This is a genomic window from Peptostreptococcus stomatis DSM 17678, from assembly GCF_000147675.1.
GTDB classification, from domain to species: Bacteria; Bacillota; Clostridia; order Peptostreptococcales; family Peptostreptococcaceae; genus Peptostreptococcus; species Peptostreptococcus stomatis.
The window spans coordinates 1-21,242 of sequence record NZ_ADGQ01000019.1 but is presented as its reverse complement, the minus strand read 5'-3'; the positions used below and the strand labels follow the sequence as shown (position 1 = coordinate 21,242).

Annotated in this window: 19 protein-coding genes, 1 tRNA gene and 1 other annotated feature; of the genes, 18 read left to right on the top strand and 2 right to left on the bottom strand. The window is 38.6% G+C overall.

Annotation, left to right across the window (positions count from 1 at the left end):
* Nucleotides 1-173 precede the first annotated feature (173 nt).
* From HMPREF0634_RS01950 to lysA, 8 genes are all read left to right on the top strand, one after another.
* A complete protein-coding gene (locus tag HMPREF0634_RS01950; protein ID WP_007788489.1) occupies nt 174-1,379 on the top strand; it encodes an aspartate kinase in 1,206 nt (401 codons plus the stop codon).
* Between the two features lie 178 nt (nt 1,380-1,557).
* Nucleotides 1,558-2,541 carry an aspartate-semialdehyde dehydrogenase gene (locus tag HMPREF0634_RS01945; protein WP_007788503.1) on the top strand — a complete coding sequence of 328 codons (984 nt, stop codon included), beginning with the start codon at nt 1,558-1,560 and terminating at the stop codon, nt 2,539-2,541.
* Between the two features lie 54 nt (nt 2,542-2,595).
* Nucleotides 2,596-3,495, top strand: coding sequence for a 4-hydroxy-tetrahydrodipicolinate synthase (dapA, locus tag HMPREF0634_RS01940; protein ID WP_007788494.1), 900 nt, complete (start codon nt 2,596-2,598; stop codon nt 3,493-3,495).
* Nucleotide 3,496: 1 nt separating this feature from the next.
* On the top strand, nt 3,497-4,228 hold the full coding sequence (dapB, locus tag HMPREF0634_RS01935; protein WP_007788493.1) for a 4-hydroxy-tetrahydrodipicolinate reductase: 732 nt from the start codon (nt 3,497-3,499) through the stop codon (nt 4,226-4,228).
* A gap of 41 nt (nt 4,229-4,269) precedes the next feature.
* Nucleotides 4,270-4,989: a 2,3,4,5-tetrahydropyridine-2,6-dicarboxylate N-acetyltransferase gene (dapD, locus tag HMPREF0634_RS01930; RefSeq protein ID WP_007788522.1), complete on the top strand. Its 720-nt coding sequence runs from the start codon at nt 4,270-4,272 to the stop codon at nt 4,987-4,989.
* A gap of 117 nt (nt 4,990-5,106) precedes the next feature.
* Entirely contained in the window at nt 5,107-6,258 is a 1,152-nt protein-coding gene (locus HMPREF0634_RS01925) for a M20 metallopeptidase family protein (RefSeq protein ID WP_007788523.1), read from the top strand.
* 15 nt (nt 6,259-6,273) lie between these two features.
* Nucleotides 6,274-7,350 carry an alanine racemase gene (locus tag HMPREF0634_RS01920; protein WP_007788513.1) on the top strand — a complete coding sequence of 359 codons (1,077 nt, stop codon included), beginning with the start codon at nt 6,274-6,276 and terminating at the stop codon, nt 7,348-7,350.
* Nucleotides 7,351-7,456: 106 nt separating this feature from the next.
* Entirely contained in the window at nt 7,457-8,752 is a 1,296-nt protein-coding gene (gene lysA, locus HMPREF0634_RS01915) for a diaminopimelate decarboxylase (protein WP_007788531.1), read from the top strand.
* Between the two features lie 353 nt (nt 8,753-9,105).
* Here lysA and HMPREF0634_RS01910 read toward each other — a convergent pair whose 3' ends face one another.
* Both HMPREF0634_RS01910 and HMPREF0634_RS09735 read right to left on the bottom strand, forming a co-directional pair.
* Nucleotides 9,106-9,741, bottom strand: a complete 636-nt coding sequence (locus HMPREF0634_RS01910; protein ID WP_007788495.1) for a pentapeptide repeat-containing protein — start codon at nt 9,739-9,741, stop codon at nt 9,106-9,108.
* A complete protein-coding gene (locus HMPREF0634_RS09735; protein WP_007788516.1) occupies nt 9,725-9,877 on the bottom strand; it encodes a hypothetical protein in 153 nt (50 codons plus the stop codon). Before HMPREF0634_RS09735 ends, HMPREF0634_RS01910 begins: the two co-directional genes overlap by 17 nt.
* 264 nt (nt 9,878-10,141) lie before the next feature.
* Nucleotides 10,142-10,349: a binding site (T-box leader), on the top strand.
* A gap of 131 nt (nt 10,350-10,480) precedes the next feature.
* On the opposite strand from HMPREF0634_RS09735, the gene serS reads away from it, so the two are divergent.
* From serS to HMPREF0634_RS01855, 10 genes are all read left to right on the top strand, one after another.
* Nucleotides 10,481-11,761: a serine--tRNA ligase gene (serS, locus tag HMPREF0634_RS01905; protein WP_007788491.1), complete on the top strand. Its 1,281-nt coding sequence runs from the start codon at nt 10,481-10,483 to the stop codon at nt 11,759-11,761.
* Nucleotides 11,762-12,234: 473 nt separating this feature from the next.
* Entirely contained in the window at nt 12,235-12,468 is a 234-nt protein-coding gene (locus HMPREF0634_RS01900; RefSeq protein WP_040565626.1) for a hypothetical protein, read from the top strand.
* An 896-nt stretch (nt 12,469-13,364) separates the two neighbouring features.
* The gene (locus tag HMPREF0634_RS01895) at nt 13,365-14,741 is read left to right on the top strand and encodes an alanine/glycine:cation symporter family protein (RefSeq protein WP_050786331.1); all 1,377 of its coding nucleotides are present in this window, start codon (nt 13,365-13,367) and stop codon (nt 14,739-14,741) included.
* 314 nt (nt 14,742-15,055) lie between these two features.
* Entirely contained in the window at nt 15,056-15,250 is a 195-nt protein-coding gene (gene thiS, locus HMPREF0634_RS01890) for a sulfur carrier protein ThiS (protein ID WP_007788497.1), read from the top strand.
* Nucleotides 15,243-15,971: a sulfur carrier protein ThiS adenylyltransferase ThiF gene (gene thiF, locus HMPREF0634_RS01885; protein WP_007788499.1), complete on the top strand. Its 729-nt coding sequence runs from the start codon at nt 15,243-15,245 to the stop codon at nt 15,969-15,971. Before thiS ends, thiF begins: the two co-directional genes overlap by 8 nt.
* Nucleotides 15,972-16,039: 68 nt before the next feature.
* Nucleotides 16,040-16,807, top strand: a complete 768-nt coding sequence (locus HMPREF0634_RS01880) for a thiazole synthase (protein ID WP_007788536.1) — start codon at nt 16,040-16,042, stop codon at nt 16,805-16,807.
* Between the two features lie 12 nt (nt 16,808-16,819).
* Nucleotides 16,820-17,995: a 2-iminoacetate synthase ThiH gene (gene thiH / locus HMPREF0634_RS01875; protein WP_007788496.1), complete on the top strand. Its 1,176-nt coding sequence runs from the start codon at nt 16,820-16,822 to the stop codon at nt 17,993-17,995.
* A gap of 9 nt (nt 17,996-18,004) precedes the next feature.
* Nucleotides 18,005-19,180 (top strand): thiamine phosphate synthase, encoded by a 1,176-nt coding sequence (locus HMPREF0634_RS10095; protein WP_007788490.1) that lies wholly within the window; start codon nt 18,005-18,007, stop codon nt 19,178-19,180.
* A gap of 153 nt (nt 19,181-19,333) precedes the next feature.
* A complete protein-coding gene (locus HMPREF0634_RS01860) occupies nt 19,334-20,968 on the top strand; it encodes a cell wall-binding repeat-containing protein (RefSeq protein ID WP_007788505.1) in 1,635 nt (544 codons plus the stop codon).
* Nucleotides 20,969-21,026: 58 nt separating this feature from the next.
* A tRNA-Ser gene (locus tag HMPREF0634_RS01855) sits at nt 21,027-21,116 on the top strand.
* Nucleotides 21,117-21,242 lie beyond the last annotated feature (126 nt).

The window sequence follows — 21,242 nt, the reverse complement described above, 5'->3', positions numbered from 1 at the left end:
AAGAAGACCTGACTATAGGATAAAATATACCTTGAGGATTTATAATTTTTAGGGCAAATGTGGACTAACTACATTTGCCTTTTTTTATTAAAGAATAGAATAAGGACATATATTCCTATTAATTAATTTAAATAATTTATTATGATTATTGTACATTAATGGAGGATGAGTTTATGAAGCAAGTTTCTGTACTAAAGTTTGGGGGAAGTTCGGTAGGAACGATTGAAAAAATAAAGGATATTTCAATTTACCTAAAAAGAAGAGTAGAGAATAAGGAGAAGTTAATAGTCGTAGTTTCTGCCATGGGAAAGACTACAGATGACTTATTAAAACAAGTTGAGAAGATAACTGACAATCCGGATGTCAGGGAGTTAGATACCCTGCTAGCAATAGGGGAGCAAAATACTATTTCCCTGATGGCTATTAGCCTAAATGATATGGGGGTAAGGGCAAGGTCATTGACCGGCATACAAGCTGGTATCAGGACTTTTGGTCAACATACTAAGAGCAGGATAGCAGATATAGATGCAGACTTTTTAAATGACCAGTTGGATGAATTTGATATTTTAGTGGTTGCAGGTTTCCAGGGTTACAATGAGAACCTGGAAATTACAACCCTGGGCAGGGGTGGTTCTGATACATCAGCAGTGGCTTTGGCCGCGGCTATAGGGGCTCCCTGTGAGATATATACAGATGTAACAGGTGTCTTTGGGACAGATCCTAGAATATACAAGGCAGCAAGACAGTTAAGTCAGGTTAGCTATGAGGAAATGCTTGAGTTGTCAGCCTTAGGTGCAGGTGTTCTTGAAACACGTTGTGTTGAAATAGCTAAAAACTACAATGTACCATTATATTTAGGAAAAACATTATCAGATACGAAAGGAACTTGGATTATGGCAAATACAGACTTATTAGAAAAGAAGGTTGTTACAGGAGTAGCTTTGGACAGGGATATACTACATGTCACACTGGCTTGTAGTGATATAGGGACAAATTTTGTAGAAGAACTATTTAATCAGTTGGATAGGTTCAGTGTAAATATAGATATGATCAGTCAGATTGTATCAGGGGATGATATGAATGTTTCCTTCACCTGCAAGGATACAGATAGAAACTTTTTAAACCAGATTCTGGATAGCCTAAATGATAAGTTTAGCGGTATAAAGTATTCAGTCCGTACAGATTGTGCCAAGGTAAGTATAGTAGGGTCAGGCATGAGGGATGTAAGTGGTGTTGCGGCAAGGGCTTTCAGGATTTTGTGTTCAAATGGAATCAACTTCTACCAGGTAACAACATCGGAAATATCAATATCCTATGCTATAGACAAGGACTTATCTGAAAAGGCAGTTATATTACTGTGTAAGGAGTTTAATATATAGTCCAATTTATAAATAAGATATATACCATATATGGAATATTAGGCAAATAGGAAATTCAATACAAAGATGGATATAAGATATTTAGATATATGGTGTAAGTACACATACAAGAAAAAAGAGTAAAGAGATTGAATTAGAAATTTTATTTATAGAATGCTTTTGTAAGGGAGATACGAGTATGGCAAATTTTGCAATAGTTGGTGCAACAGGTTTAGTAGGGACTAAGATGATAGAACGCTTGGGAGAAAGTAAGCTCAAGGTAGATAATATATATTTAATGGCATCATCCAGGTCAGCAGGAAGGGTATTAGAGTTTAGGGGCCGAGATGTGGTAGTTGAGGAATTAAATGAACATTCATTTGATAAGGATATAGACTATGCGATCTTCTCAGCAGGGGGAACAACATCCTTGAAGTTTGCCCCTATAGCCGAAGAGCATGGGGCTATAGTTATAGACAATTCAAGTGCATGGAGAATGGAGGAAGATATAGACCTCATAGTTCCAGAGTGTAATTATCCTAAGTTAAAGAGAAGGATAATTGCAAATCCAAATTGCTCGACTATCCAGTCGGTGGTACCATTAAAGCCTTTGATTGACAAATATGGGGTAAAGAGGATATCCTATACTACCTACCAGGCTGTATCAGGATCTGGTAAGGGGGGAATAGATGACTTGATAAATGGTCGAGATGGACAGGCTCCTAAAAAGTATCCCCATCCAATATACAACAATGTGCTTCCTCATATAGATGTTTTTCTAGATAACGGATATACAAAAGAAGAAATGAAGATGATAGAGGAGACAAAGAAGATATTAAATTTGGGTGATGAAGTTTCTATCACTGCAACTTGTGCCAGGGTTCCGGTTTTAAACTCACATTCAGTTGAAATAAACATTACTCTTGAAAGGTCTGCAGAGGTTGAAGATATTAGAAATATATTAAGTAAGGCACCGGGTGTAATAGTAGTCGATGACCCACAGAATAACATTTATCCTATGGCCATAGAAGCCACAGGACGTGATGAAGTTTTTGTAGGTAGAATAAGAAGGGATATATCACAAGCTAATAGTTTCCACATTTGGTGTGTGGCAGACAACATTAGAAAGGGTGCAGCCAGCAATGCAGTTCAAATTGCAGAAATGCTAGAAGAAAATAGGTAAAAATACAATTGATAAATAGACAATAGTTAATAAGAATAATTGGAGGAAATAAAAATGACAGCAATTTTTAATGGAGTAACTACAGCGATAGCAACGACTATGAATAGTGATGGAAGTATAGATTATGCAGCCTATGAAAGCCTGGTAGAGTTTCAGATAAGCTCTGGCATAAATGGAATAGTAGTGGCAGGTACTACAGGAGAAGGGGCAACCCTTACTATAGATGAAAAGTTAGACCTATTGAAGAGGACTATAAGGATTAGGGGAGACAGGGACTGTGCTATAATATTGGGAACAGGATCAAACAATACCCTTACAGCCATAGAGCATACAAGACTTGCAAAGGAAAATGGGGCAGATGCAGCCCTTCTTGTAACACCTTACTACAACAAGACAAGCCAGAGAGGTTTGTTAGCCCACTATTTTGCTATAGCAGACAGTGTTGATATACCAATTATCCTGTACAATGTTCCAGGTAGGACGGGTATGACTATAAACCCTGAAACAGTGGCAGAATTAGCCACGCACAAGAATATAGTGGCCTTAAAGGATGCAACTGGAGATATTGCCTATCTTGATAGGATAAGGGGATACCTTGGACCTAATACAGACTTTAATCTTTATAGTGGAGATGATGGAAGCTTCTTTGACTTCCTGGTACACGGTGGAGATGGGGTAATCAGTGTTGTATCTAACTGTCTACCAGTAGAATTTTTAAGGGTATATAGCCTATACCAGGAAGGAAGGATAAATGAGGCCAGGGACCTACAGCTTGCCCTAAACCCATTTATAGATGCCCTATTCTCAGATGTCAGCCCAACACCAGTCAAGGCTGTATTAAAGGAAATGGGCTACGGGGAAGAAAACTTCAGACTTCCTTTGATTCCTACAACAGATGCTGTAAGAGAAAATACACTAGGACTGTATAGAGAGTTCCTAAGTTTGGAGGCTTAAAATGAAATTAATACTTGGCGGTTATGGTGTGATGGGCCGAGTGGTTGAAAATCTAGCTCTTGAAAGGGGTCACGAAATACTTGGCATATTTTCAATACAAGACCTTGAAAACCCACCATATCCAGTATATAAGGATATAAATGATTTACCAGAGTCAGATGCTATTATAGACTTCTCCCACCCTAATAATACAAGTGAACTATTGAGGGGGGCTAGTTACCACAAGACCCCAATAGTTGTGGCTACAACTGGGGCCAGGGAAAAATTACAGGACCTTATGGATGAGGCTGCAAGATATTGCCCTATCTTCTTTAGTGCAAATATGAGCTATGGGGTCCATGTATTTACAAAGGCCTTAAAGTTCTTGACGCCACTGTTGTCAGATGGATTTGATATAGAAATCCTAGAGCGCCACCACAATAAGAAAATAGATGCTCCAAGTGGTACGGCAATAAAGCTACTAGAGGCAATTCAGTCAGTGGACAGCGACTATTTCCCTGTATATGACAGGAGCCAGGCCGAACACCAGAGGGATAAGAAGGAAGTCGGAATGGCCAGCCTAAGGGGTGGAACCATAGTGGGTGAACATGAGGTTTTATTTGCCGGAGTGGATGAGGTTATAGAGATTACCCACAGGGCCCAGTCAAAAAGGATCTTTGCTGATGGAGCCCTAAAGGCAGCCCAAGGTCTGCAAAATAGGGAAAATGGCTTCTATACATTTGAAAACCTATAAATTAAAATACATAATATAAGATATATGAAAGAGAGGATTTTATGGCAAAAGATTTTTTGACATCAGAAGAGATAATTAACTATATAGCCACGTCTAAAAAGACAACGCCAGTTAAGGTATATGTAAAGGGAGACCTATCCAATATAGACCTACCAGAAAGCGTAAAGGCATTTGGAAGTGAAGGGTCAAGAGTCCTATTTACAGACCTAAATACCTGGAAGGAAGTCCTTGCCAACAATGGGGACAAGATAGTAGACTACGTGGTTGAAAACGACAGAAAAAACAGTGCTATACCCCTGTTGGACCTATCAGATGTAAATGCTAGAATAGAGCCGGGTGCCTTTATCCGTGAGCATGCAGTTATAAAGGATAATGCAGTAGTTATGATGGGGGCAATAATAAATATTGGTGCAGTAGTTGGTGAAGGAACCATGATAGATATGGGGGCAGTCCTTGGCGGTAGGGCAACTACTGGTAAGAATGTCCATGTAGGAGCAGGGGCAGTATTAGCAGGTGTTATAGAGCCGGCAAATGCAAATCCCGTAGTAGTAGAAGACAATGTTCTTATAGGGGCTAATGCGGTAGTCCTTGAGGGTGTAAGGATAGGAAAAGGGGCAGTAGTTGCAGCAGGAGCTATTGTTACAGAAGATGTTCCACCAGGGGCAGTAGTTGCAGGTGTGCCTGCCAGGATAATAAAGCAGACTAGTGATGTTGAAGGAGAAAAGATAAGCATAGTTGATGCTTTAAGAAGTTTAGAATAAATATAATCAAATTAGTATTAACGAAAATTCGAATTATACTTTATAAATTATTTTGTAAAGATGGTATAATTTTGAATATAGTTAATACTAATTTTTGTATAGATAGTAGGTGAATATATGAAGGTAACAAGGTTAGAAGATTTAATAAGGTGGAGAAGACACCTACACAAAAATCCGGAGTTGTCCCAAAAAGAGTATAAGACAGCCGCCTATATAAGGGCTGAACTTGACAAGATGGACTTGACCTATGAGACCTGCCTAAATACAGGGACCATAGTCTATATAGATGGAGGGGGACAAGATACTATCATTTTGAGGGCAGACGTAGATGCCCTTCCTATAAGGGAAATGAATGATGTAGACTTCAAATCCCAAAATGATGGGGTCATGCATGCCTGTGGCCACGATGCTCATGCAAGCATGCTCTTGGGTGTAGTGAAGGAAATCCTGGAATTGAAAAAGTCAGGCCTTCTAAAAGTGAATATACTGGCTGTATTTCAGCCATCAGAGGAGTCCTTTGGTGGGGCCAACCTCTTGATAAAGGAATATAATTTTAAAAAATATAATATCAAGGCCTCGTATGCCCTTCATGTAAACCCGGATTTTGAAGAGGGAAAAATTGTTACAAGACCAGGCCCTATAATGGCTAGTTGCAATGAGTTTACCATAGATGTAAAGGGAAGGACTGCCCATGTTGGTCTGAGAGAAAATGGCCTAAATGCCCTAAATGCCTGTGTAAACATCTACCAACAAATAGAGGCAATTACTGTCTATGACCTAGACTGTAAGCATACTAATATAATCCATGTGGGTAAGATGTCTGTAGGAGAAGTCATGAATGCAGTTCCTGAAAATGGCCACATGGAGGGGACTATCAGGACCTATGATGGCGATGACCTTAAAATAATAAAAAATAGAATGAAAGAAATTTGTTCGGGCCTGGAGATAGCTAGCAGGTGCAAGGTTGATTTAAACTTTAAAGAGGGCTATCCTGCCCTTTTAAATGATGCCTGCCTACTAGACCTAGTGGAAAGGGCAGCACAAAATACAGGGGCTAGTTTTGAATTTAAAGAAGAGCCCTACCTATTGGGTGAGGACTTCTCCTTCTTCTCAGAGCTTGGGCCAGTAAACTATTCCTTTGTAGGAATTAGAAATGAAGACCTAGGCTATACGACAGGACTTCATACGCCGACACTACAGATGAGGGAAGAGGCCCTGGTATATGGGGTGGACTTCCTTGTAGAAGTAGTAAGGGCTTATTGTAATTAGGTAGGTGTAATTGAAATGGAAAATGCAAAATTGAGAATAGACCTGGGGGCTATCTACAAAAATGCGACTAGGGTCCTTAAAGAAACCGATGGAGGCTTGATAGCAGTAGTAAAAAACAATGCCTATAACTTTGGTCTAGAAAGGGCAGTAGAGACCTTTTACAAGGCAGGAGTAAGGGTCTTTGCAACTACATCTTTAAAGGAATGTATAAAGATGAGAGACCTATATGAGGATATAACAATTATATCCCTAAACCCAGCCAAGGAATTCGATCTATTGAGAAAGTATAGGATTTCTACGGCCATAGCCAACCTTGACTTTGTAAAAAATAACCTTGAAGATATGAAGGGTATATCTTGGCAGCTTGAATGGGCAGGAAGTATGAGGAGGTCAGGTTGTAGGTCTAAGGAGGAAATGTCAGAGATATTGTCCCTTGCAAGGGACAATAATATAGATATAGAAGGTGTATGGACACATTTTTCATGGGCGGATGAGTTCGACCAAGACAAGACCTATGAAAGAGAGAGAGAAATTTGGCTTGATGCCCTAGCAGCAGCCAAAAGAGTTCATAAGTTTAAATTTATCCATGCTCAAAATAGCGCCTCCTTTGCCAGGGATGGCTTGCTAGAAGACCATAGTCATGTTAGGTTGGGAATATACCTGTATGGTTGCCTACCCTACAGGGAATGTCCTAAAAAGATAGACCATGCAATCAGTCTGTCTGCAAGGGTCTTGTCTATAATCCACCTTGATCCAGGTCAGAGTATAGGGTATTGTTCATCCTTTGTGGCTAAGGAACCTACAGACCTTGCAGTTATAAATATGGGCTATGGAGATGGCCTCTTAAGGTCAAGGATAAGGGGGCATGACTTGGAGATAAACAAGAGGAGGTATCCTTTGGTTTCCCTGATGATGAGCCATTCAGTAGCTATTATAGATGAGGCTGTAACCCTTGGTGATGAAGTTTATTTTTATGGCCATGATATACCGGTCCATGAATATACCTTCAAGGGGGTGGCCAGCAACTCAGAGCAAATATCTGTGTTAAACCATATGAGTCTTGATGTGGACTATATAGAAATAGATGGATAAAGTATTATATAGAAATAAATAAAAGGAAAGAATAAGAAAGATAAATATAAATATAAATAATAGATAGAAGTATAGTATAAAAAGAGTATTTAGAAGGGGGATAAGTATGCAATTACATGGAAGCGGAAGAATAAATTCAAAGGGCCATCTTGAAATAGGTGGGGTAGATACATGTAGCCTGGTAGATAAGTATGGAAGCCCCTTATTTGTCTATGACGAGGGCCTGATAAGAGACCAGTGTAGGAGGTTTCACAAGGTTCTATCAAAGTCTGGACTTGACTACCATATTTCATATGCAAGCAAGGCCTTTATATGTAAGGAATTGGTAAGGATAATGAAGGAAGAAGACATGGGCCTAGATGTTGTATCTGTTGGAGAGCTATACAATGCCCTTTCAGTAGATTTTGACTCCCAGAAAATCCATCTTCATGGTAACAACAAGACAGAATATGAAATAGGCTATGCCCTAGAAAGTAATATAGGCTGCTTTGTTGTAGACAGTCTTGCTGAGGTTGAAAGGATAGATAGGATAGCCGGAGAAATGGGCAAGAGGGCAAAGGCCCTATTAAGGGTTACTCCAGGTGTAGAGGCCCATACCCATGAATTTATAACAACAGGAAATACAGACTCTAAATTTGGTCTAAATATAGATAATGGCCAGGCCAGGGAGGGTGTAGAAGCCATATTGAGGGCTGAAAATATAGACCTAATAGGACTACACTTCCATATAGGGTCACAGATATTTGGTACAGAAGGCAGTCAGGCGGCAATCAAGAAAGTTTTTGTTTGGTTAAAGGACCTTAAAGAGGATCTTGACTTTGAAGCGAAAATCCTAAATATAGGTGGAGGATTTGGTATCAGATATACAGATGAGGATGTCTCATATCCAATAGAGGATGCTCTAGAAGAGATAATAGCCTGCCTAAAAGAGTCTGCCAGGAGCCAAGGTTTGGCCATACCACAATTGTGGTTAGAGCCAGGTAGGTCTATAGTCGGTGAAGCAGGCTATACCCTATATAGGGTAGGAACTATAAAGGAAATCCCTGGTGTAAGGACATATGTGTCAATTGATGGTGGCATGACCGACCATATAAGGACTGCCCTTTATGGTGCCAAGTACGAGGTTGCCCTGGCAAATAGGATGAATGAGGAGGACGCCTCTCTTGTAACAATAGCCGGTAAGTGCTGCGAGTCAGGAGACCTGATAGCCAAGGATGTCAGGATACCTGAGGCAAAAATAGGTGATATTCTGGTAGTAGCCTGTACAGGGGCCTACCATTATTCCATGGCATCTAACTACAATCTTATGCAAAAGCCAGCAGTAGTATTTGTTGGTGATGGCAAGGACAAGATTGTTATAAAGAGAGAGAGTCTGGAAGATTTAATTAAAAATCAGGTATAGTCAATTATAATAGACAAATAATAATAGATTATATATAGTATATTTTTAGACATGTAAACTATTTTTAAGAGTAAATAAAAGAAGATGTTAGAACACAGATAAAAACCTAGAGTATAAAATTTTTCTGTAAATTACCATAGAAGGCAAATTTACAGAAAAAATTCTATACTCTCTATTAATCAATCAGATAGCTATGTTGAAGCAAAAATGAAATAAATAAATCTTAGACCGCGCAAATGCTTAAATTGGAAAACTCCATACGAGGTTTATCATTCAGTAGAGTTGCATTTGATTTGACAATTCAAGACATAAAAAGGCGATAGATTTTTATTTTCTATCACCTGTAATTGTTTTTATTTAATTTTCGCCAAGACATGACTAAAAACTACTGTATCTATCTTATCATTTTCTTTTAAAGCATCTAGTGTATTTTCTAATCTATCTCGTTCAAAAACGGTTAATAGTCTACTGATATCAATTTTATTAATAACATTTTCTACATTAGTATTAATATATTTTGACCTCAAATCTTCTAACACCTTATCATCTACTATATTTAATTCGCTTATGTCGTATTTTATTAAATCTAATTTTAAACCTGATGCTTCTTTAAAACTTGAACTTTTAACATAGGTATTAATAAATTGAGCATTTTTAAAATTACATTTTTGAAAAATGCAGTGTTCAAAAAAGCAATTATCAAAAACAGCACCTAAAAATCGGCTTCCTCTAAAATTGCAATTCGTAAATGTTATACCCGTAAAAATAGCACCACCAAAAGAACAATACTTCAATTTTGATTTTTTAAATAAAGTACCAAAAAACTTACATCTTTTAAATGAAGAGTGTATTGAATCTGAATTACGAAAATCTTTGTAACTGAAGTTTTTATCATCCCTACTCACTCCTGAATAAGAAAAAAACTTATTTCTAGGGTATTTTTGTTTCCTCTTTTTTGCAAATATTTTCGAATCATATCCCTTCTCCAACAAATACACGTCCTTTCCATATAAAAATAGCACCACACAACAGTGATGCCATACTGTAATTATTATTTTCAAATATTTTTATAACAATAAATAATATAAAACTAATCACTGTTAATACATCTGAAATTTTATTCATAGTAGACATCACCTCCTTGCAAATAGTACTTTTTAGACCCCATTCTGTCCGTGGACAATACTATTACCAACATCACTGTTGGCCGGTGCGGGCATTATTATTATACAATTTTTTACACATAATTTCAACAGTTTATACTCTGTTGATTAGAGTATTTCTCAAAGTGTAACATATGTCTTGACAACTAAGAGAGGTCTATGTAAATCCATAGTAAGTTAGGCTTGAAAAAGGTCTTTAATAGGTATATAATGGATACATATAGATTTGATGGCTATGATGGAGCCTAGTAAGTTAAGTCCTGTCTTCAGAGAATGGGTGGTCGGTGTGAACCCATGGCAAGTTTTCCTGAATCTACTCCGGAGCTTCTAGTTTGAAATAGTACTAGACGTAGGACCTGCGATAAGGGTTAGAGGTGGGCTATTTATATAGCCAACTAGGGTGGCAACGCGGAATTATGACTTTCGTCCCTTATTGGGATGGGAGTCTTTTTTTATTATTAAAATACAGGACCTATCATATACCCTTGTTAGGAATCATGCTTTTTTGCCGGGTCCCAGTATTAAAAATACAAAAAATATATTATTTATAAAGAGAGGTAAAGATATGTTAGACGTAAAGAGAATTAGAGAAAATCTTGATGAGATTAAGCTTTTGATGGGCAGAAGGGGTGAAGGAGAATTTGATCCTAAGGACCTTGATGAAGTACTAGACTTGGATGACAAGAGAAAGGCTATCTTAAAGGAAGTTGAAGTCCTAAAGAACAAGTCAAATGTTGACTCTAAGAAGATACCAGTAATGATGAAAAACGGTGAAAATATAGACGAGATAAAGGCTGAACTAAAGGTCTTATCTGACAAGATAAAGGAATTTGACGTTGAACTTAGGGAAGTAGAAGAAAAGCTAGTTTATAGGCTAATGAGAATACCTAATGTACCACACCCAGATGTACCACAGGGTGAAACTGATGAAGACAACGTAGAAATAAGAAGGTGGGGAGAGCCTACAAAGTTTGATTTCGAACACAAGGCCCACTGGGACATAGGAACAGACCTTGATATACTTGACTTCGAAAGAGGTGGAAAGATAACAGGATCAAGATTTACAGTGCTTAAGGGCTTGGGTTCTAAGCTAGAAAGGTCTCTAATAGGTTTCTTCCTTGACCAGCATACTGAAAATAACGGCTATACAGAGGTAATACCTCCTTTCATCGCCAATAGAAACAGCTTTATAGGGACTGGCCAGCTACCTAAGTTTGAAGAGGATATGTTCAAGCTAGAAGGTTTAGAATACTTCTTGGTACCAACTGCAGAAGTTCCAGTAACTAACCTTTACAACAATGAAATATTGAGCTTGGACAAGCTTCCAATCAAGCACTGTGCCTACACTCCATGCTTCAGGTCTGAAGCCGGATCAGCTGGTAGGGATACTAGGGGTCTAGTTAGACAGCACCAGTTCAATAAGGTAGAGCTAGTTAAGTTTGTTAAGCCAGAAGATTCTTACCAGGAATTAGAAACTTTGACTAATGATGCTGAAAAGATGCTACAGTTGTTAGGCCTACCATATAGGGTGGTTAAGATATGTACAGGAGACCTAGGCTTTACTGCTGCCAAGAAGTATGACCTAGAAGTTTGGATGCCAAGTTACAACAGGTATGTAGAAATATCTTCTTGTTCAAACTTTGAAGACTTCCAGGCAAGAAGGGCCAACATCAGATTTAAGAGGGATAGAAATGCCAAGACTGAATTTGTCCACACTCTAAATGGATCAGGTTTGGCAGTTGGTAGAACTCTTGCTGCTATACTTGAAAACTACCAGCAGGCTGATGGCAGCGTAGTGGTTCCGGAAGCCCTAAGAAAGTATATGAAGTGTGACTTAATAAAATAGTTGGGATCCTACTATACTACTTGCAGAACGATGAGTCTAGGCAAGGAGTATAGCCTCTTGTCAAATAAGATTGGTGATAGTTTAAATCAGTAGAATATATTAAATATGAGAGAGTATGCAAAAAAACCTGTAAATTAAAATAAGTCCTTCTATGGTAAAACAATTATCATAGGAGGGCTTTTAAAATGGGAAGAAAAAAATAACCAAGTTCAACTTACTATTACAAATTATGAAAAAATAATTTTGAAAATTTTCTGACTTTTTTGTTGACTTTTTGCAAAATAAATAATATTATTATAATAATATTATTTGGAGGTGATTTATTATGAATAATAAATTGAAAAAAGTAGAGCAATGAAAAATGCTATTCTTGTGAGTACATTATCATTTATGGTAAAGTATTAAGTAGAACTCCTTATAAAAAAGCAAAATTTATTAACTTCAGACATAATTTAATAAAGGATAAATAAAATATGAAAAATAGAGATAAAATAAATAAAAAAGATGTGGGGATTATATTAATAATAATTGATATACTAATATGTATTTTTTCCTCATGGTTTGTATTTAATTTCAGACCAGTTGATATAGAACTAGTTAGATTTTCTGAAATTTTTAATGTTATATATTTTAGCAGAAGTAAATTGTTTATGATAGGATTATTTTTAATTCTCCTAGATAGTATTGAAAAAAGAAGCAAGATTTAAACATATATAATCTAAAAGCAGTAATCAAAAATGCGCTAACTTGTATATAGGTAACACTATATAAATGAAGCTATGTTAAATATATGTAGCTAAAGAGATTAACAATTTGTTATTTTAAAATAGCCTATAGTGTACCAGACTATAGGCTCTTTCTTTAGCTAAATGGAGTATTCTGGTGAGGATTATACAACGGAAAAAAGTCCCTTAAATCATGAACGACTTAAGAGACCTTTTCTAGGTTTTGAAGGGGAGACGACACTCCTCTTTTTTTACTTTATTTTTAACTTATATTTTTGGAACTTATGACTTGTTATGTAATACAGGCTATTCAATAATACAAATATCAAAATATTGTTTATAACATATATCATCTTATTAGAAACAAAAATTATAAAAGAACTAAGAAGAAAACCAAGTATAAAGTTGTATAAAAAACTATAAATGGTAGCTTCTACTATGTAAAAGGAACAAAGGTTTTTTACATTCTATGGTTTTTAAGATAAGGATAATTTTATCATATTGAAACAATTGAAATTTTTATTTCATTTGTGTCTGGAATACCCCTAATTTATGAATTTATTTATGCATAACTTTCAAAAAAAGACCTCGATAATATGTAAATATTTTATATATGACCGAAAATGCATAACATTATTCATTTTTTATAAAAAGAATGATAGGCAAATGCTTTTTTTGAAATATTTATTTTTCTACTTGCAATTCTACCCTATTTATAGGATAATATTATTGTGGAATAAATTAGTAATAAATATGTTAAATTTCAGAGTATTGGTATCTAATAACAGTACCCAATTAGGATGACTGCTGGGATATCTTATTCTGCAAAAGGGGAGGAATGACTTATTTTAGAATTATTGACAAAAATCGATGACGTTATGTACTATCCTATTTTGATAGTAGTACTAGCAGTAGCAGGTATTTACTTCAGTTTTAGGACAAATTTTGTCCAGCTTAGATTATTTCCAGAATCTATAAGGGCAGTTAAGGAAAAGCCAGGTGAAAAAGGAAAAGTTTCTTCTTTCCAGGCCTTGATGGTTTCTACTGCATCTCGTGTAGGTACTGGTAATATCGTTGGTGTATCTACAGCTATAGTACTTGGTGGTCCAGGTGCAGCCTTTTGGATGTGGGTCCTAGCTATAGTTGGTTCGGCAACAGCCTTTATAGAATCTACACTAGCACAGATCTACAAGCGTAAAGATGAAAAAACAGGTGGTTGCTATGGTGGTCCAGCCTATTATATTGAAACAGCTTTGAAGAGCAAGTTCCTTGCAGGTTTGTTCGTTGTGTGTTTGATATTGACATATGGTTTTGGATTTAACCTATTGTGCTCATATAACCTACAGTCCACATTCTCAGTATATGGTTTCTACAACCCAAGTGTAACACCAAAAATCATAGGTGCAATTATAGCCCTTGCAGTTTTCATATCTATAGTTGGCGGTGGTAAGAGTATGATCCGTGTAACAGAGGTTATAGTTCCGTTCATGGGTGTAGCTTATGTGCTAGTTTCAATCATAGTCCTAGTTTTAAATATAGGAATGTTACCAGAAGTATTCAGAATGATATTTACAGATGCCTTTAGTGGTAGGTCATTTGCAGGCGGTCTAGCGGGATCTTGTCTAGTATATGGTATCAAGCGTGGACTTTACTCAAATGAGGCCGGTGTCGGTTCTGCCCCTAATGCAGCAGCATCAGCAGAAGTATCTCACCCAGTTAAGCAGGGTCTAGTACAGTTCTTGTCTGTATATATAGATACTTTATTAATTTGTTCAGCAACAGCATTTATGATATTAATCAGTGGCGTTGCTATCAAGCCTGATATGGCAGGTGCACCAATGGTACAGGAATCATTACGTTCTATATTTGGTTCATTTGGACCTCTATTTATTACAGTAGCTATGATTATGTTTGCCTTCACTACATTGATAGGTAACCTTTACTATTGTGAAACAGGCCTATCTTACCTAAATGGTAACAAGAAGCCAAGTGATGGATTTATGAAGATATTCTATGTGGTCGCTGCACTAGTAGTATTCTTTGGTGCAATCATATCAATGGAAGCAGCTTGGGCCCTAGCTGATATTACAATGGGCTTGATGGCTCTTATAAACATCCCTTGCTGTGTAATTTTGGGTGGAGTAGCTATTAAGGCTCTTAAGGATTATGAAGAACAGAAGAAGGCTGGTAAGGAACCAGAATTCCACGCTAAGTCTGTTGGTTTAAATCCTGAAGACCTAGACTATTGGGAATAATATTTTAGCTTAATATTAGAAAATTTAGCCGACCTAGGGGATTAGACAAAGTCTGATTCTTGGGTCGGTTTTTTAGTGGCTTGATAATTCAAGGGGCAAAAAACTTTTTTGATTCGGATAGACTTCAGAAGGTTAGACAATATAATTACTTGAAATATCGATTTCCTATTGTATTTGAAGTAAAAATATAGTAAAATAACATCAGAGTGTTGATTAACGTCGCACGAAGGGGTACACCACCACGGGTGTAGGCTTCCTTCGTGCGTTTTTTTTCAGCAAAAATGAATATTTACACGAAAAAGGATGGTGAAATCATGGCGATTATAAATGGACAGGAAGTGTTGGCTGGAGGTCAAAGTCTACTTAAATATTTGCAAGACCAAGGCTTTGATGTAGATAGGCTGGCCGTAGAGGTAAATGGGACCATTATAAAAAGAGGGACCTATGGAGACTATGTAATAAATGAGTCAGACAAGGTAGAGATAGTTTGTTTTGTAGGGGGTGGTTAAGATAGAGGGTAAATTCGAGAAGTCTAGGGAAAAAGAAGAGAATGTCATTAGCTTAAAGAGAAGTATATATAAGGGACTAAAAAATATAAATATAGGAGGAAGAGTACTAGGCCCTCAGGATATATTTAAGAGAAATATAAGTGATCCAGAGGGGGTCTTGGCTAGGTCCAGCATCTGTATTTTGGGCCTTGGAGGCCTGGGATCTAATATAGGAGTCTACCTGGCCAGGTCTGATATAGGCAAGCTGGTCTTGGTTGATTTTGACCAGGTGGAGGCTTCAAACCTAAACAGGCAGTATTATAGCCTGGGCCATATAGGTATGAAAAAGACCCAGGCCCTGGTAGAGGTTATAAGGTCCATAAACCCCTTTATAGACCTAGAGGTCATAGATACTAAAATCAATAGGGACAATATTATGGACATTGTCAAAGGCCAACAAATAATATGTGAAGCCCTGGATGATCCAGCTACAAAGTCAATGGTGGTATCAGAGGTCCTGGCCAACTCCAATGACAAGCTGGTAATAGCAGCTTCCGGCATGGCCGGTCTGGATGATGCCAACCTTATTAGGACTCAAAAGAAGTTTTCCAGGCTATACCTATGTGGGGATGAGAGGTCTGACTTTGAGCTTACACCTGGTATGATGGCCCCGAGGGTCAGCATATGTGCAGGTCACCAGGCCAATATAATCCTTAGGCTAATTATGGGTCTAGAAGGATAGGACGAAAAATATTAAGTGTACATTTTTAAAAGAATTAATTAAGGATGAAAAATAGGGAGGAAATAATTATGGATGATAAGTTGATAATCGGTGGTAGAGAGTTTAATTCTAGGTTTATATTGGGGTCAGGTAAGTATTCCTTAGACCTTATAGATAGTGCGGTAAGGTATGCTGGGGCAGAGATTATTACTCTAGCCTTGAGGAGGGCAGTTGGGGGCCAGGTTGAAAATATACTGGACTATATACCTAAGGGAGTGACCCTTCTACCAAATACGTCAGGGGCGAGAAATGCTGAAGAGGCAGTCAGGATAGCCAGGCTGTCAAGAGAGTGTGGTTGCGGTGATTTCGTAAAGATTGAGGTAATCAGGGACTCAAAGTACCTACTACCGGACAACCAGGAGACTATAAGGGCTACAGAAATCCTTGCCAAGGAGGGCTTTATAGTTATGCCATATATGTACCCGGACCTAAATGTGGCCAGGGACCTTAAAAATGCAGGGGCAGCCTGTATAATGCCACTTGGATCTCCAATAGGATCAAACAAGGGCTTGGTTACCAAGGACTTTATCCAGATCTTGATAGATGAAATAGACCTACCTGTAATTGTAGATGCAGGAATTGGTAGACCGTCCCAGGCCTGTGAGGCTATGGAAATGGGGGCTGCAGCTATAATGGCCAATACAGCCATAGCTACTGCAGGAGATATACCTATGATGGCCCAGGCCTTTAAACAGGCTATAGAAGCTGGTAGGCTGGCCTATCTTGCCAAGCTGGGCAGGGTTGTAGAAAAGGGTGGGGTCGCTTCATCACCACTAACAGGATTCTTAGAGGACTAGGGGGTGCCAGATATGAAGAAATTAGACCACATGGAATATATGGATGGGATGGAAAGACTAGAATCAGATATTATGGCCAGGGTAATAGACCAGATGGAGGCCTATGACTATGATTCATTTACTGCAAGTGATGTCAAAGTCGCCCTTGCCAAGGATATCTTGTCACCTAGGGACTTTCAGGCCCTCCTATCACCAGTTGCCCAGGACTTTTTAGAAGAGATAGCTCAGAGGGCACAGAGGGAGACAAGGGCCCACTTTGGTAATTCAATATATATGTTTACCCCCCTATATATAGCCAACTACTGTGAGAACTACTGTATCTATTGTGGTTTTAATTCCCACAACAAGATAAAGAGGTCTAGGTTAAATTTCGACCAGATAGAAAAAGAAATGAAGGCCATAGCGGAGACAGGCCTTCAAGAAATATTAATCCTGACTGGGGAGAGTAGGAAGCACTCTGATGTAAAGTATATAGGGGAGGCCTGTAGGTTGGCCAGCAAGTATTTTAGTATAGTAGGCCTGGAAGTCTACCCTATGAATACTGATGAATATGCCTACCTTAATTCTTGTGGGGCAGACTACGTTACAGTATTTCAGGAAACCTATAATTCTGACAAGTATGAAACCCTACATTTGGCAGGCCACAAGAGGGTCTTCCCATATAGGTTGAATGCCCAGGAGAGGGCCCTAAGGGGAGGCATGAGAGGGGTCGGTTTTGCAGCCCTACTAGGCTTGGATGATTTTAGGAAGGATGCCTTTGCTACAGGCTACCATGCCTACCTACTCCAGCAAAAGTACCCCCATGCAGAGATAGCAATTTCCTGTCCGAGGTTGAGACCTATTATAAATAATGATAAAATAAATCCTAAGGATGTTCACGAAACCCAACTACTACAGATAATTTGTGCCTATAGGATCTTCCTGCCATTTGCCAGCATCACGGTATCAACTAGGGAGCTACCAAGGTTTAGGGACAACATTATAAAAATAGCAGCTACCAAGATATCTGCTGGTGTAAGTACGGGTATAGGAAGTCATTCCGAGGAAATTGAAAATGAAAAGGGCGATGAACAGTTTGAAATCGCTGACACTAGAGATGTTAAAGAGGTATTTGAAGCCATAAAAGCAGGAGGCCTACAGCCGGTCATGAGTGACTATATTAACCTGACTGAAGAAGGTATCAAGTAAGGGAGTAGTATGGAAAAAAGAGGGGAAAGAAATAAGAAAAAATTGATGGTCGTAACCAATAGGAAAATCTGCCAGGAGGGTCTTTTAAAGAGGCTTGAAGAGGTATTTGTAGCCTATAGGCAGGGAATCTATTTGGAGGATTTCCTAATAGAAGGCCTAGTCTTGAGGGAAAAAGACTTAGACCAGGAAGTCTACCTAAAATTACTGGGGGATGTCCAGGAACTCTGTCAGGCTTATGAGATAGACATTTATGCCCACAAGTACTGGAAATCTGCCATAGAATTGGGGATAAAAAATATTCATATGCCCCTCTATGACCTCCTAGACCTGGCCAGAGATGGGGAAAAATATCAGTCTTTTATAGACCATTTTGATCGTATAGGTGTTTCTACCCATTCTCTAGATGAGGCCAGCCAGGCCCAAAGACTTGGGGCCAGCCATATATTTGCCGGTCATATCTTCCCAACAGACTGTAAGAAGGGGCTGGATCCCAGGGGTCTGGACTTCTTGGATAAAATGTGTAAAACTTCTAAACTACCAGTCTATGCCATAGGTGGGATAGGCCCAGATAGGGTGGACCAGGTTCTTGAAAGAGGTGCCCAGGGTGTAGCAGTTATGTCCGGCCTTATGAGGGATGGCAAGTTTGGTCACAAGGCATGTGGGCCAGCTAGAAGCATGGATAAGTCTGACCAGGGAAGTCTTGGGTCAGGTCAAATAGGGGCTAGTGACAAGGCCTATTTTATGTCCGAGGCCTTGAAAGAGGCTAGGAAGGCCTATGCCATGAAGGAAACACCCATAGGTGCCGTAGTAGTATATGATGGCCAGATTGTGGGTAGGGGCTTTAATCAGGTAGAGCTGACAGGGGACCCAACCCAGCATGCAGAGATGGTAGCCATCCAGGAGGCGGCCAAGGCCCTAGGCAGGTGGAGACTATATGACTGTCAGATGTATGTGACCATGGAGCCCTGCCTAATGTGTGCTGGTGCTATAGAAAATTCTAGGATAAAGAGCCTATATATAGGGGCCAGTCATAAGAAAAACCACCTGGTAGGCAAACACAATGATTTCAAACTAGAGGTTTACAAGGATAGGAAGATAGACTATGAGTTTGGTATACTGGAAAAAGAGGCCAGCAAGATATTGACCGACTTCTTTAAGGAAAGAAGGGAAGAAAAATCAAAATAGGCTAAAGTAGATAGTATTAATAAGTAAAAATTACCTAAAATATATAAAATTAATAAATTGCGGATTAAAATATAATTACAAGGTCCGTATTATGTGATATTCTATTGAAGAGAGAAATTTTTATGTGAAATTCTATTATTTGGAGGTATATTAATGGTTAAGTTTTTAAATAAATGTCTGGCACTTGCTAGCGTGATTAGTATTGGACTGGGATTGGTAGGAGGCCTGGGTGTAGAAGCCTATGGAGAAAAACAAGTTGACCAATTCCTTACCGATTCTAGTAGGGACTACATAAGCTTAAGTGGTGGGGACAGGCAGGAGACATCCAGGCTCATATCACAGATGGCCTATGACCATTCAGATGAGGTTATAATAGTAGATGGGTCTAACTATGTAGACAGTATGTCTGCCATCCAGGTATCAGCCTACCTAGATGCCCCTATACTCTTGAACAGTAAGGGTGGACTAGATAAGGGAACCAGGGAAGAAATGGTTAGGTTGGGGGTTGAACACGCCTATCTTGTAGGTTCTAATATAAATCCAAAGCTAGGATCTGACTTGGCTAGCAAGGGTTACAAGGTTACAAGTATCAGCGCCGATAGACCATTTGACCTATCTTATAAGTGTGGAGAATTTGCCCATAAAAATAATAACGATATAAAGAAGAACCTGATATTGGCAAGCAGTGAGGTATTTGCAGACAGCCTATCTATGTCATCTTATTCCTATATGAACAGAATTCCAATGCTATTGGTACCAAGAGATATAGACGACAAGATGGCAAAAATTATAAATGACTATGGGGCAGAAGAAGTATTGGTAATTGGTGGTGAAAATACTATCAGTAAGGAGTCCATGGCCAAGATAGGCAAGGCTAGGAGAATAAGTGGTCAGGACAGGTATCAAACATCTAGGATTATCCAAAAAGACTACTACCCAGAAGCTAAGAATGGCCTGGTTGCTTCAGGTCAGACATTTGCAGATACAGTAGCAGCATCTCCCCTGGCTGCAGCTATGAATGCCAATATAGTATTGGTTAAGAAGACAAGTGAAGAAGTCCACGACTACCACTTCCAAAAGATAGTGGCTGTAGGTGGCCTGGTTAAAAAATATATGACAGATGTAGTATATATAAATCCCCACCAGGATGATGAGACAATTGATATGGGACTGGATATAATCAGGGATGTAAAGGATGGTAGGAAGGTCTACCTGATACTGATGACTGATGGCAGCAAGAGCTGGATATATGAGGCCCTGGACCGTGAGTTTATCAGGACTGGAAGGAGCAGGATTAGTAGGGAAGACTTTACCTATCTAAGAGATATGGAGATGGTAAGAGCTCTTGAAACTATGGGTGTAAATAAGGAAAATATAATATTTACCAAGAATAGGAACCTGGAAATAGACAAGAATACTGTTATCAGGGCCATAGAAAAATTTGAAGCTGAACATGGTAACAACTTCTCCTACAAGAGTCTTGCCAAGAACAGCCATGACAAGAGTGGGGGTAATGTAGACCACTTCGCCTGTCATGATGGGGTAAAGGAGTTTTGTCAGAAGAACTCTAGAAATTGCACCTTCTACTCATCCCAACCGGACCATGAAGATCCTAACATACATGTAAAGAGCCCTACCTATGAAGAAAAGGAACTATGGACTAGGGCCTTGAGGCAGTATGAACTTACGGATCCTTCCCTTGGTTATTATGGTGTAGGGTATCGTTCAGTGGGCGGTATTATGAATAGGAAGATGGACAATATGCTGGAATTTATTGATTATAATTAAAATAGGGGCTTATAAAATTGGACTACTTGTGGTATTATTATTTAGGTGGTAATAATACGGAGAGGTGTCCGAGTGGCTTAAGGGGCTCGCCTGGAAAGCGGGTGTGTGGGAAACTGCACCGAGGGTTCAAATCCCTCTCTCTCCGCCATTAAATATGAATTAAATAAACATGAAAATATATGGTTGTATAATATTTAGCCTTGGTGAGAGAAATAATGGCTCTATGTCAAATAACGTTGGTGATAATTTAAATCAATAAAATCTATAAAATTAT